Source organism: Streptomyces sp. NPDC020489 (assembly GCF_044386545.1).
Lineage (GTDB): Bacteria > Actinomycetota > Actinomycetes > Streptomycetales > Streptomycetaceae > Streptomyces.
On the sequence record NZ_JBIRUZ010000002.1, the window covers coordinates 609015 to 621537 of the forward strand.

Sequence of the window (12523 nt, forward strand, 5' to 3'; positions counted from 1 at the left end):
CACCGAGGGCGGGTGCACCACGGGCGGGCGCACCGCGGGCGGGCGTGCCGTGTCAGGGGCCCGACCCCGGGTCCGGGTGGACGGCCGATTCGATGCCGGCCCGGGCGGCTTCCAGCTGGGCGGCGAAGGCGATGCCCAGGAAGAGCGCCACGGCGGTGAGGTTGGCCCACAGCAACAGGGCGATGAACGCGGTGAGCGGCCCGTAGACCCCGCCGAAGGCACCGCTGCCCTCGACGTACAGGGCGAGCAGCCAGGTGGCCGAGACCCACAGCAGGAGGTGCAGGGCCGAGCCGAACGCCAGCCAGGTGTAGCCGGGTTGGCGTCGGCGCGGGGACCAGCGGAAGATCACGGCGGAGGCCACCCAGGCCAGCAGCAGCCCCACGGGGATGTCGAGGACACCCCACCAGCGCGCGGCGCCGCCCTCCCAGCCTAGGGTCTCGGCCACCGCGTCGCCGACCGCCTGACCGGCGACCAGCACGACGAAGCCCAGGACCAGCGGCAGACCGGCGGCGAACGCGAGGACGATCGCCCGGGCGTACTTGCGCGGGAAGGGCCGGTCCCGCTCGATGCCGTAGATGCGGTTCGCGCCGCGCTCGATCTGGCCCATGGCCGAGGCGAGGTTCAGCAGGGCGAAGCCGGTGCCGAGCCACAGGGCGAGGGTGCTCCACACGTCGCCGTTCGCGGTGCGCCGGGAGCCGTCGAAGGCGTCCTCGACGATCTCCGCGCTGGCACCGGGCACGATATGGCCGAGGGTGAGCTCGATGACCCGGCCCACCGCCTCCGTGTGCACCGAGGTGGCCAGTCCGACCAGCGCCACGGTGCACGGGAGCAGCCCCAGCACCACCTGGAAGGCCAGCGCCCGCGCGTTGCTGAAGCCGTCGGCGTAACGGAACCGGGCGAAGGAGTCGGTCAGCAGCCGCAGCCCCCCGTAGTGGCGGAGCGCGGTGAACGCCTCGTCTCCGGAGAGTTCCTCTCCGATCATGTCCCGGGTCTGCGGGACATGGACAGCGCTACCCATGGCGTGAAAGCTCCTCGTCGTACGGCTACGGCTCCCTGTCCACCTGCCCCGCAATTCCTCCGTCCCACCTCTTCCGGGGAGGCGGACGAGCGCGGCCCGGGTGCGATGCTGCGTGCATGAACCATCTCGGCGACGCGAACCTGCGGACCTGGACGCTGCGACTGACGACCCTGCTCGCGGCCGATCCCCGCGATCAGCTCGCCTGGCTCGACGGGCGCGCGGTCGACACGGAGTCCCTCATCGACGAGGTCGAGCTCCTGTGCCGCGTCTGCGAGGGGCTCACGGAGCGGGGCGTGTTCGACCCGGAGCAACTGCACGCCCTGCGGGCCGTCGGCCATCGCCTCGCCGACATAGACACCGCCTGCCGCACGGGGCCGTGGGCCGAGTCCCTGACCACGGATCCGACCTGGGACGCCGTACGTCCCCTCGCGCGGCGGTTCCTCGTCACGACGCTGGGCGACTGGCGCCAGCCGCTGCCCGCGAGCCCGCGCCGGGGCACCGACTGAGCACGTAGCTGAACTCATCTCCACCCAGGGGAGCCCGTGGGCCAGGGCCGACGTCCCACGTCGGCCCCTGCTCGGTGGCCGCTCGAATGGCGCGACCCTCTGTGCGCCTACCGGCGCCGTCGGCCCGGACGGCTTGGTTCGTCCTCGTCCTCCTCGGGGGCGTCCTCGTCCTCGTACTCCTCCTCGGGGACCTCCTCGTCCTCGTACTCGTCGTCGTCCTCGTCGGCGTACGCCTCGGGTTCCTCTTCGTCCTCCCCGGGCTCCTCGTCCTCCTCGGACCACTCGTCCCCGTTTTCCTGCCCTTCCTCGTCCTCGTACTCGTCCTCGCCTTCCTCCTCGTCGGTGTCCTGGTCCTCCGCTTCTTCTTCCTCCAGCGCTTCCTCGTGGGTGCGGACCACCTCGCCGTCACGGATCTCGCCGCGCCAGCCCTCCGCCTCGTCGGTCGTGAGCGAGACGTGCCGAAGGAAATGCTTGAGGTCCAGGCGCAGGCGCCGGCCCTGGGCGCGCCACAGGTTCCCGGTCTTCTCGAAGAGTCCGGAGGGGTAGTACTCGACCACCGCGACGATGCGGGTCAGCGTCGGCGTGAGTTCATGGAAGCTCACGCAGCCGCGTGTCGTGCCCTTGGCGCCCTCGGAGGTCCACACGATCCGCTCGTCCGGCACCTGCTCCTGCACGGTGGCCTTCCAGCCGCGCGTCGACGGCCCGACCTTGACCTTCCAGTCGCTGGTGGTGTCGTCGTTGCGGGAGACGTCGCGCACGCCTTTGGCGAAGCCACTGAAGTCCTCGTACTGCGTCCAGTGGTCGTACACGGTGCGCACAGGCAGGCCGACATCGAGGAACTCGACGATGTTGATGACCTTGCCGCCGCTCTTACGGCCCTTCTTGCCCTTGCCGAACATCTTGGAGGCGCCCTCGGTCACCTTGTCCTTGAGACCGCTGAACCCCTGGCCCATCATCGCCTTGACGGGCGAGTCGCCCTTCAGCATCCGCCCCCCGACGCCGGCGACGTCGGACAGCTTTCCGTTGCCCTGCGCGACGTCCTGGAGCTGGTCGGTGACCTCCCCCAGCTTGTCCGTGGCCTTGTCCGCGAGCTGCCCGGCCTGTGCTTCGAGGAACGAGGTCAACTCTGAGAGCAGCTGGTCGAGCCCGGACTTGGCCCCTTGCTCGCTGCCGCCGTCCGACTTCGTCATGACCTACCTCCGCGTGGACGGCTTGCGACCCGGCGTCTTCTTCGCCGTGGTCTTCTTGGCTGCCGTTTTGCGTGCCGGAGTGCGCGCAGCGGTCTTCTTCGCGGCTGTCTTGCTCGCCGGGGCACGCTTGGCCGCCGTCTTCTTGGCGGGTGCCTTGCTCGCCGAACCGCGCGCCGCGGTCTTCTTCGCCGGAGCCTTCGACGCCGTCTTCTTCGCGGCCGTCCTGGACGGCGCGGTCTTCTTCGCGGCCGCCTGCTTGGACGGGGTCTTCGTCGGCGCCTTGGCCGCGGTCTTCTTCCCCGCGGTCTTCTTCGCCGCCGTCTTCCGAGCCGGGCGCGGCTGCTCTGCGGGAGCCGAGCGACGGGCCCTGCGCGCCGGTGCGCTCTGGGAAGCCTTGGCCGGGGGCCGGCGGCGCCTGCGAGGCGGAGGCTCCTCCTCGGGTTCCTCTTCTTCCTCGGGCTCGTAGCCGTCTTCGGATCCCTCTTCCTCGTCCTGCTCGTCCTCCTCTTCGTCCTCGTCCTCCTCCTCGTCCTCGTCCTCCTCCTCGTCCGTCGCGGGCTCGTAGCCCTCCTCGGCCTGCGCGTCTTCGTAGTCCTCCTCGTCCTCGTCCTCGCCTCCCCCTTCGGCTTCCTCCTCGTCCTCGTAGCCCTCAGGCTCCTCCTGGTCCTCGTCGTCCTCGTCGTCCTCGGCTGCGCCGCCGCTGCTCAATGCGGAGGTCCGCTGGTGGAGCGAGTCGGCGAGGTCGGCGAGTTTGCGGTTGGCCGCGGCGGTCACCGCCTTCTTGCCCGCCTCCAGAGCCTCACCGCGAAGCTGCTCGCTCATCTCGGCGAACTGAGGCGTCTCCTTCAGCTTGGCGAGGCCCTGCGTCATGAGCTGGCCGGGCTCAAGCGCGAAACGACGGCCGGCAAGGTAGGTCGCCGCAGTGAACGCGAGACGGCCCTTCTTTGTCCGACCGAGTACATAGCCCCCGGCCACGGCGGCCGCGAGCGCGATTTTGGTCGAGTCCTGCATGAGCTGCTGTCCCTTCACCGGGGCGCTTGCGGGCTGTTTCGACGCTGCCCAGGGACACCGGGTGGGTCTGCGGATGTGCCGGCTGCTGTCTTGACGGCGCCGACCGAGGCACGCCCCGCTCGTGCGGCCTGTATGCCGCCCACCCCCGACGCGGAACATATTTCCCTATATGCTGACATTGTAGATTCACGACTCGGTATTCCCCCAGCGGAGCGTCCGATGGCCGAAGAACCGGCACGACCGCGCAGAGCCCGTCCCCGCCGGACCGAGGAGGACGTCGAGTCGCAGGACAGGGCTCCCGCACACCGCGACTCCGCCCCCAAGCGGAAGGCCGGGGTTCCCAACGCGGCTTCGGCGATGCGCTCCGCAGCCGGGCAGCTGGCCCAACTCCTGGGCCGGGCTCCCGACTCCGTCTCCTCCCTCAAGCCGACCGAGGACGGCTGGCAGGCGCAGGTGGAGGTGGTCGAACTGGAACGCATCCCCGACACGACCAGCGTGATGGCCAGCTACAAAGTCACCCTGGATCCGGAGGGACAGCTGGTCTCCTACGAACGGACCCGCCGCTACAGCCGAGGAATGATCGACCGGCCGACCTGACGTCCAGATCGCCGGGAAGGGAGGCGCCATGACCATGGTGCCGCAGAGCGGCAGCAGCGTGAGCAGGGGCCCGAGCGGTTCGGGCAGCCTCTACGACGTCCTGGAGCTCATACTCGACCGCGGTCTGGTCATCGACGTGTTCATCCGCATCTCGCTGGTGGGCATCGAGCTCATCAAGATCGATGTCCGCATCGTGGTGGCCAGCGTGGACACCTACCTGCGCTTCGCCGAAGCGTGCAACCGCCTCGACCTCGAAGCGGGCCGCAAGGCACCGGCCCAACTCCCCGAAGTCGTCGGAACGATGATGGAGGGCGGCGCCCGCGGCAAGTCCAAGGGTGCGCTCAGCGGAGCGGTGGACGCCGTGACCGACTCCCTCACCGGCCGGTCCTCCAAGCAGGAAGAACCTGAGGAGGAGGCCGAGGAGGAAGCCGCCCCCAGGAAGCGGCGTCCCGCCCGGCGTCCGGTACGCCGGGAGAGGGAGTGACCATGACGCTCTACGTCTACGCGATCACCGGCAAGGAGCATCCCCACCGCCTCGACGGGCTGCAAGGGGTGGGCTCCCACCCCGCGCCCGTGCGCACCGTCACCGCCGGCCTCCTGAGCGCAGTGATCAGCGACGTCTCCGAGGAGATCCGGCCCAAGCGCCGGGACCTCCAGGCACACCAGGAGGTGCAGGAGCGCCTCATGGCCGACGCGGTGGTCCTGCCGCTGCAGTTCGGGTACATCGCCCCTGACGAGCAGACCGTCCGGCAGGCCCTCGAAGAGAACCCGGACGCATACCTGGCCACTCTGGAACGACTCGACGGCTGCGCCGAGTACCACGCACGGGCGACCCAGGCGGACGAGGACGAGTTGCTGCGCCGGATCCTGCGGGACTCGCCCGAGGCGAGGGAACTCAACGAGCGGATCCGATCCGGTGCCCAGGACCCGCAGTTGCCTCTCGCGCTCGGCGAACTCGTCGCCCGCGAAGTACAGGAACGCCAGGACGCACTGGCCACCGGGCTGGTCCACGCACTGGCTCCCTACGCGCGCGAGCACGCCACTCGTCCGCCCTCGCCCCCTGACTTCCTGAACCTGTCGCTGCTCGTGCCGCACGAGCGCAAGGACGACCTCCTGGCAGCGCAGGCGGGCCTCACCGCGCAGATCGACGACGGAGTCGACTTCCGGCTCACCGGCCCCCTGCCCCCGTACAGCTTCGTCCAGTGACAGTCACGATTCTTCGAACGTGGCGGGAGGAGACGAGATGGGACTGCTGAGCCGGCTGTTCACCCTTCCCGTCGCACCGGTGGAGGCCGTCGTATGGGCCGCCCAACGGGTCGCTGAGAAGGCCGAAGAGGAGTACTACGACCCGGCCCCCGTCCGGCGCGAGCTGGCCGACCTGGAGCAGCGGCTGTTGCGCGGCGAGATCGACGAGGAGACCTTCGACCGCCGGGAGGACGAACTGATCGACCGGTTGACAGAGATCGCGGAGTTCCGCCGGCAACACCCCTGAGGGTCAAGGGAGGCTTCCCACGTGTCCGAGCCACTACCCGACCGACTGGGATCCTTCCCGTCGCGCGCTGCCCCGACGCCGTACGGACAAAGCACCTCCAGCCTCGCCGACATCCTGGAGAGAGTCCTCGACAAGGGCATCGTCATCGCCGGCGACATCCGTATCAACCTCCTCGACATCGAACTGCTGACGATCAAACTCCGGATCCTGGTCGCCTCCGTCGACAAGGCGAAAGAGATGGGCATCGACTGGTGGGAGCACGACCCCTCACTCTCCTCCCGGCACACGGGCAGCCCTCTCGAGCAGGAGAACCGGCGCCTGCGCGCCGAGTTGGAGGCCCTGCGCCGCGAGCGCGTCGACGGCGAGGAACTAACCCGTGCCACCGGCGAGGAGCCCGAGACGGGTGAGGGAACCGCACGGGGGCGCCGCACATGAGCACACCTGACGACACCCTCACCTACGTCTACGCCGTGGCCCCCCTGACGACGGACCTCCGCGACGCCGCCACCGGGCTCCGCGGGATCTACGGCTCACCCGTCCTCCTCCTCACCGCCGGCCCCGACGCCGCTCAGCCGCCCCTGGCCCTCGCCGCCGGCCACGTCCCCCACCGTGACTTCGGCGAGCACGGACTGAAGCACCACTTCGAGGACCTGGAGTGGCTCGAGAGCGTCGCACGCGCCCACCACGACGTCATCCAGTCACTCGCCCTGCACGCCACCGTCCTGCCCCTTCGTATGGCCACCGTCTACCAGGACGACGACCGCGCCCGCCGAGCGCTCGCCGAGCAGCACAATGTCTTCGCCGACAGGCTCGCCCAGCTCGCCGACCACACCGAGTTCGGCGTGAAGATCTACCTCGACCCCACCTCCGCTGCCCCGCCCGAAAGCGGAAATGCCGCCGGCACCGCCACTCCCGGCAAGGCGTACCTCCAGCGCCGCAGGGCCCAGCACAACGCCCAGGAAGCCGTCTACAGCCAGGCGCAGAAGGCCGCCGCGGCCGTCGACGCCATCGGCTCCCGATACGCCTCCCAGCGCGTGCGCCACCCCACCCAGAGCGGCAGCCTGAGCGGTCCCGCCGAGAACGTCCTCAACGACGCCTACTTGATCCCCGACGCGTACGCGGAGCCGTTCCGGGCCGCCATCGCCGAGGCCGCCCGAGCCTTCCACGGCGTTCGTGTCGAGGTGACCGGTCCCTGGGCCCCGTATTCCTTCGCCATGCCGCCGGCCGAACCTCGGAACGCGGCTGCCGGCGAGGAGCGCGCCCCATGACGGTCGACAGGTACGGAGAGCCGCTTCCCGGGCGCCAGGTGGCCCTCGTGGACCTTCTCGACCGGCTGCTCAGCGGCGGCGTCGTCATCACCGGCGACATCGTTCTCTCCATCGCCGGCATCGACCTCGTCCGTATCTCCCTGCGCGCCCTGGTCGTGTCCGTCAGCTCCGAGACACGCCCGGCCATCGCGCCGCAGGAGGGCGGCCCCGGTGAGTGAGGAACGCGAACGCCCCCAGCGGCAGACCCCTCGCCCGTCGCCGCCCCCGGCACCCGCGCTGGAGGGCGTCGGGGACAGCATGTCCCAGGCGCTGCGGCTGCTCAAAGCGCCTCCCCTGCCAGACGAGGCAGCCCCGCGCCCGGCCCACCGCATGTACACCGACCGTGACACGGTCGAGGAAGACCTCCTGAAGCTCGTGCTCACCGTGGTCGAGCTATTGCGCCAGCTCATCGAGCGCCAGGCATTGCGCCGCGTGGACGCGGGAGACCTCACCGACGAACAGGAGGAGGAGTTGGGAGCCACCCTGCTGGCCCTCCACGACCGCCTGGCCGACCTGTGCGCCGAGCACGGCTATGCGCTGGAGGACCTCAACCTCGATCTCGGCCCGCTGGGCCCCCTGCTGCCGCCCCACACCTAGCGCGGGCGAGTCCCGGTGGCCCGGCCCTCAGCCCCTCGGCCGCGCTGCCGGCGCGCTGATCTCCCGCTTGAGGATCTTGCCGCTCGGCCCCGTCGGCAGGGAGTCCATCAGCCACACGGCCCGGGGGTACTTGTACGCCGCCACCCGGTCCTTGACGTAGCGCTGCAGCTCGTCCGGCGTCGCCTGCGCGCCCGGGCGCAGCACCACCGCGGCGGCGATCTCCTCACCGAGCTCCTGGTGCGGTACGCCCACCACCGCGGCGAGGCCGACGGCCGGGTGCTCGTGCAGGACCTCCTCGATCTCGCGCGGGTACACGTTGTAGCCACCGCGGATGATCATGTCCTTCTTGCGGTCGACGATGTAGAGGTAACCGTCCTCGTCCCGCCGGCCGAGGTCACCGGTGCGCAGCCAGCCGTCGGGGATGGCGATCGCCGTCGCCTCGGGGCGGTTCCAGTAGCCCTTCATGACGTTCGGGCCGCGCACGGCCAGTTCGCCGATCGCGCCGGGGTCCACGTCCTGGCCCTGGTCGTCCAGCAGCCGGACCTCCACGTCCTGGATCGGCGTCCCGATGGACCCGGCCTTGCGGGGGCGGTCGACGTGGTTGAAGGTCACCACCGGGCTGGTCTCGGACATCCCGAAACCCTCCAGCACCGCGCACCCGAAGCGCTCCTCGAAGGCGCGCAGCACTTCCACGGGCAGTGACGCGCCGCCGGAGATGCACATCCGCAGCGTCGACACGTCCGCCTCCGCCGGATGCTGGAGCAGGGCCGCGTACATGGTCGGCACGCCCTCGAACACGGTGGCCCGGTCCCGGGCGATGGCGTCCAGGACGGCCCGCGGTTCGAACCGGGGCACGAGGGTGAGCGAGGCGCCGCTGCGGATGGCCACGCTCATCGTGCAGATCTGGCCGAAGATGTGGAACAGCGGCAGACATCCCACGACCACGTCGTCCGACGTCATCTGCGCGACCCGGGACTCCATGATCTCGGTGTTGTGCCGCAGCCCGGCGTGGGTGAGCGCGGCGCCCTTGGGCTTGCCGGTGGTGCCGGAGGTGTACAGCAGGACGGCGATGTCGTCGCCGGCCGTCCGCGCCACCTCGGTCAGCGGCTCGTGCCCGGCGAGCAGCGCGGCGAGGGACGCGGGCTCCACCGCGATGCGCCGCACTCCGGCACTCGCCGCGCCCTGGGCGCCCTCGCCGGGTGCCTGGTGCCATTCGAGGAGCAGCACGGCTCCGGAGTCGGTCAGGTGGTAGGCGGTCTCCCGTTCTTTCAGCAGCGGGTTCAGCGGCACCACGATCGCCCCGGCGCGCAGGGCGCCGTAGTAGAGGACGACGAATTCGGGGACGTTGGGCAGCATCAGGGCGACGCGATCGCCGGGGCGTACGCCCTCGGCCCGCAACAGCGCGGCCGCCCGGGCGCTGCGCTCGTCCAACTCCCCGTAGGAGACGCTGTCGAGGCCCAGTCGCAGTGCGGGGCGCCGCGGCTGCCGGGCCGCCGTCCGCACCAGGAACTCCGCCAGATTCGCCATGCCTGCCTCCACGAACTCACCGTCGACATCCGTTGTTCACGTGGGCGACATCGTGCGCCGAACCACGGCCCTCGCCTATGGGCGATACGACACCGTCCCACGCCGCCAACTGTTCCCGCGAACAAAACAGCCGCATTAAGCTGCGCTGATGGACCTCTCAGACGTGCTCGCGGTGATCCACGGCCGGTACCCCGAGCTGGGCGGGCGGATCGCGGAACGCATCCGTTCCGAGGTCCCCGTGTACGCCGACGAGTCGCTCATCCCCTTCGACTCGCTGCGCACGTCCTGCACCGCCAACGTGGACCTGCTGCTGCGCCATCTGCTCGGTCTCATCGGCCCGGACCCCGATCCCGCCCGGCAGACCGGCCGCACCCGCGCCGAGCAGGGCATGCCGCTGCCGGACATCCTGCACGCCTACCGGATCGGCTTCGAGTGCGTGTGGTCCGAGATCCTCACAGAGGCGCGCGCCCACCCCTTGGTCCCCGACATCCAGCTGGTGGACCGCTCGGCGGACCTGTGGCACCTGTTCGGCCTGTACGCCGAAGCCGTGGCGGCCGCGCACCGGGAGACCAGCGCCGAGCTGGCCGAGCAGCGCGGCGCCCGGCGTTCGGCCCTGGTCGAGGCGCTGTTCTCCGGCGTGATCGCCGACCGCATCACCCTGTGGGAAGCGGCTCGCGAGCTGGGCCTGCCGGAACGCGGCCCCTACACCGTCGTCGCGGCGTCCGCGGACTCCCCCGGCGTGGAGCCCCTGCCCGGCGCGGAGGCCTCGCTGCGACAGGCTCATCTGGCCTCCGCCTGGCGGCTGCTGCCGGACCAGCAGATCGGCCTCATCGCCGTCGCCACACCGAAGGCGGAGGCCACGGCCCTGCGCCTGCTGCGGCGCTCCGGCGCCCGCGTGGGCGTCAGCCCTTCCTTCGCCTCCCTGCGCGACACGCCCCAGGCCCTGCGCTTCGCCCGCCTGGCGCTCGCGGGCCTGCCGGGCGACGCCCCGGGTGTGGCCCGCTTCGACGACAACCCGCTCGCCATGCTCGTCGCCGCCGCACCCGCGGAGGCCGCGCACCTGATGAACGTGGTGCTCGGACCCGTACTCGACCTTCCTGGCCTGGAACGCGTCAGGCTCCTGGACACGCTGGAGAGCTGGTTCGCCGCCGGTGGCTCCGCCACGACCGCGGCGGAACGGCTCTACGTCCACCCCAACACCGTCCGCTACCGGCTGCGCCGCGTCGAGGAGCTGACGGGCCGCTCCCTCTCGGACCCGCACATGGTGGCCGATCTCGGCGCGGCACTGCTCGTGACGCGCGGTGCCACGGGGGCGCGGGTCTCCGACGCACCCCTGACAGCGGACGACTGACGTCAAGGGGCGCCGCCCGTCTCGTCTCAGGACGGGGCAAGTACGCAGAATTCGTGGCCGTCCGGATCGGTGAGGCAGGTCCAGGGCACGTCTCCCTGCCCCACGTCGAGGTCGGTGGCGCCGAGGCTCCGCAGCCTCGCGACCTCCGCCGGCTTGTCGTCGCCGGGGTACGGCAGCAGGTCGAGATGGACGCGGTCCGGCGCGGTCTTCGCGTCGGGCGTGCGGAGGAACTCGAGATAGGGGCCGGTGTTCTTGGCGGAGCGGAAGGTGGCGTGGTCGTCGGTCACGTCGAGCAGGGTCCAGTCCACGGCCGCGTCCCAGAACCGGGCCATCGCGCGCGGGTCCGCGCAGTCGACGACCACCGCGGCGACCGGCCCGGTGTCCCGGTAGACCTCCCGGGGCTCCAGCACGCAGAACTCGTTGCCCTCGGGGTCGGCCAGGACGGTCCACGGCACCTGCCCCTGGCCCACGTCGACGGGTGTCGCGCCGAGCGTCCTCAGGCGCTCGACCAACTCCGTCTGATGGGCCGCGGAGGTGGTGGCGAGGTCGAGGTGCACACGGTTCTTCGTCGCCGTCCTGGGTTCCGGGACGGGCACGACGTCGATGCCGAGGACGGCCGGGTCCGGCCAGACGAGGCCGCCGGGGGGACCGACGTAGGTGGTCACGCCGGGACTGTAGGCGGTCCAGCCGAGCGCATCCGCCCAGAACCGGCCGACCGCCGAGGCGTCCAGGGCCTTCATGTTCACGTGAACCGGTCGCAGTGCCATTCCGTGATCCTATGCACCCCCTCCGCGACGGCGGCCCCGGCGTCCGTGTCTCAGCCGAAGCGCAGGATGCGCGGGGCGAAGGTGTTCTCGGGGCCGGTGGCACGGCCGACCGACCACACCGTCCGCGTGCCGGGTACCGGCGCGAGCCGCAGCGTGCGGGAGTCGCCCTCGCCGGGCACCGTCGGCTCGCTGTACTCGGCGAACGACTGCCCGTCCCAGGCGAGGAAGTCCGGGCCGGGGACGAGCGGCGGGTAGCTGCCCGGCGGGCCCCACTTCTGCGCGTTGGCCACGGCCACCCAGCCCAGCTCGCCGGAGGCGTCCGGGGTCAGGGAGGTGACCCCGCCGAAGTCGGTGGGGATCGTCACCCGCTTCCAGCTCTGCCCGTCCCAGCGGGCCAGCAGGGGCGGGATCGGCCGGCCCACCGGGCCGCCGACGAACCCGCCGGTGCCTCCGGCCCACACCTCGGTCGGGGAGACGGCGAGCACACTGCCCACGGCCGACCTCGGGTACCCGTCCACGACCGTCTGCTGCCACGCCTGCCCGTCCCAGTGCGACACGGCCGCGCCCGAGCCGGTCTCGCCCGCGGCCCAGACGTCGTCGGCCGCGAGGACGTGCAGGCCGTAGACCCATCCGGGCGGCACGGGCACCTCCTGCCAGCCGCGCCCGTCCCGACGCAGCAGGACCTGTACGCCGTCCCGCGAGCCGATCAGCCACGTCTCGCCGCCGCCGGTGACCACCCTGGTCAGCTGGACCCCGCGCGGGGGACGGCTCTCGGACCAGGCGACGCCGTCGAAGCGCAGGAGCCGGGCGCCGCCCGCCGAGTCCCGGCCCACCGCCCACACCGCGGTCGGTGCGGTGGCGGCGACCGACAGCAGCTCGCCCTGCCAGGCGACCCCGGGCAGGCTCTGCCGCTGCCACGCGGTCCCGTCCCAGCGCAGCACCAGCGGGAAGCCGGGCGCCTCGCGGCCGACTGCGTCGGCACCCACCGCCCAGGCCCGGTCCGGTCCGGTGGCCGCGGCTTCGTTCAGCGTGGCCTGCGGGCGCACCTGTGCCGGGACCGGAAGGTGCTGCCAGGACAGGGTGTCCGCCGCGGCCGGGCTCAGGGTGGCCACGAGCGCCATGGCGACGGCGAGGACGGCGAGGAGAAGTCTGCGTGCCAT

General features: G+C 71.5%; 16 protein-coding genes. 10 read left to right on the top strand and 6 right to left on the bottom strand.

Going from position 1 to position 12523, the window contains the following annotated elements:
* Positions 1–52: 52 nt before the first annotated feature.
* Positions 53–1018, bottom strand: coding sequence for a YhjD/YihY/BrkB family envelope integrity protein (locus ACH41F_RS06440; protein WP_391232071.1), 966 nt, complete (start codon positions 1016–1018; stop codon positions 53–55).
* 116 nt (positions 1019–1134) lie between these two features.
* On the opposite strand from ACH41F_RS06440, the gene ACH41F_RS06445 reads away from it, so the two are divergent.
* Entirely contained in the window at positions 1135–1524 is a 390-nt protein-coding gene (locus ACH41F_RS06445; protein ID WP_391232070.1) for a hypothetical protein, read from the top strand.
* A 107-nt stretch (positions 1525–1631) separates the two neighbouring features.
* Here the strand turns inward: ACH41F_RS06445 and ACH41F_RS06450 are convergent, their stop codons facing one another.
* Positions 1632–2714: an SRPBCC family protein gene (locus tag ACH41F_RS06450; protein WP_391232069.1), complete on the bottom strand. Its 1083-nt coding sequence runs from the start codon at positions 2712–2714 to the stop codon at positions 1632–1634.
* A 3-nt stretch (positions 2715–2717) separates the two neighbouring features.
* Positions 2718–3725: a histone protein gene (locus tag ACH41F_RS06455; protein ID WP_398833447.1), complete on the bottom strand. Its 1008-nt coding sequence runs from the start codon at positions 3723–3725 to the stop codon at positions 2718–2720.
* A 219-nt stretch (positions 3726–3944) separates the two neighbouring features.
* On the opposite strand from ACH41F_RS06455, the gene ACH41F_RS06460 reads away from it, so the two are divergent.
* The 8 genes from ACH41F_RS06460 to ACH41F_RS06495 all read left to right on the top strand — a co-directional run bounded on the left by ACH41F_RS06460 (position 3945) and on the right by ACH41F_RS06495 (position 7718).
* Positions 3945–4322, top strand: a complete 378-nt coding sequence (locus ACH41F_RS06460) for a gas vesicle protein (protein ID WP_398833449.1) — start codon at positions 3945–3947, stop codon at positions 4320–4322.
* A gap of 28 nt (positions 4323–4350) precedes the next feature.
* Entirely contained in the window at positions 4351–4806 is a 456-nt protein-coding gene (locus ACH41F_RS06465) for a gas vesicle protein GvpJ (RefSeq protein ID WP_391232066.1), read from the top strand.
* 2 nt (positions 4807–4808) lie between these two features.
* Positions 4809–5528: a GvpL/GvpF family gas vesicle protein gene (locus ACH41F_RS06470; RefSeq protein ID WP_398833451.1), complete on the top strand. Its 720-nt coding sequence runs from the start codon at positions 4809–4811 to the stop codon at positions 5526–5528.
* 37 nt (positions 5529–5565) lie between these two features.
* Positions 5566–5814, top strand: a complete 249-nt coding sequence (locus ACH41F_RS06475) for a gas vesicle protein GvpG (RefSeq protein ID WP_391232063.1) — start codon at positions 5566–5568, stop codon at positions 5812–5814.
* Positions 5815–5835: 21 nt separating this feature from the next.
* Positions 5836–6249: a gas vesicle protein gene (locus ACH41F_RS06480; RefSeq protein ID WP_398833454.1), complete on the top strand. Its 414-nt coding sequence runs from the start codon at positions 5836–5838 to the stop codon at positions 6247–6249.
* Positions 6246–7082, top strand: coding sequence for a GvpL/GvpF family gas vesicle protein (locus ACH41F_RS06485; RefSeq protein WP_398833456.1), 837 nt, complete (start codon positions 6246–6248; stop codon positions 7080–7082). The genes ACH41F_RS06480 and ACH41F_RS06485 overlap by 4 nt, the downstream gene beginning before the upstream one ends.
* Positions 7079–7300 carry a gas vesicle protein GvpJ gene (locus tag ACH41F_RS06490; RefSeq protein ID WP_391232059.1) on the top strand — a complete coding sequence of 74 codons (222 nt, stop codon included), beginning with the start codon at positions 7079–7081 and terminating at the stop codon, positions 7298–7300. Before ACH41F_RS06485 ends, ACH41F_RS06490 begins: the two co-directional genes overlap by 4 nt.
* A 79-nt stretch (positions 7301–7379) precedes the next feature.
* Entirely contained in the window at positions 7380–7718 is a 339-nt protein-coding gene (locus ACH41F_RS06495; protein ID WP_398833662.1) for a gas vesicle protein K, read from the top strand.
* A 27-nt stretch (positions 7719–7745) separates the two neighbouring features.
* On the opposite strand, the gene ACH41F_RS06500 is transcribed toward ACH41F_RS06495, so the two are convergent.
* Positions 7746–9245 (bottom strand): long-chain fatty acid--CoA ligase, encoded by a 1500-nt coding sequence (locus tag ACH41F_RS06500; RefSeq protein WP_398833458.1) that lies wholly within the window; start codon positions 9243–9245, stop codon positions 7746–7748.
* Between the two features lie 148 nt (positions 9246–9393).
* Between ACH41F_RS06500 and ACH41F_RS06505 the strand changes: the two genes are divergently transcribed.
* A complete protein-coding gene (locus tag ACH41F_RS06505; RefSeq protein ID WP_391232056.1) occupies positions 9394–10596 on the top strand; it encodes a helix-turn-helix domain-containing protein in 1203 nt (400 codons plus the stop codon).
* 26 nt (positions 10597–10622) lie between these two features.
* On the opposite strand, the gene ACH41F_RS06510 is transcribed toward ACH41F_RS06505, so the two are convergent.
* Positions 10623–11363 carry a VOC family protein gene (locus tag ACH41F_RS06510; protein ID WP_398833460.1) on the bottom strand — a complete coding sequence of 247 codons (741 nt, stop codon included), beginning with the start codon at positions 11361–11363 and terminating at the stop codon, positions 10623–10625.
* A 50-nt stretch (positions 11364–11413) separates the two neighbouring features.
* A complete protein-coding gene (locus tag ACH41F_RS06515; RefSeq protein ID WP_398833462.1) occupies positions 11414–12523 on the bottom strand; it encodes a hypothetical protein in 1110 nt (369 codons plus the stop codon).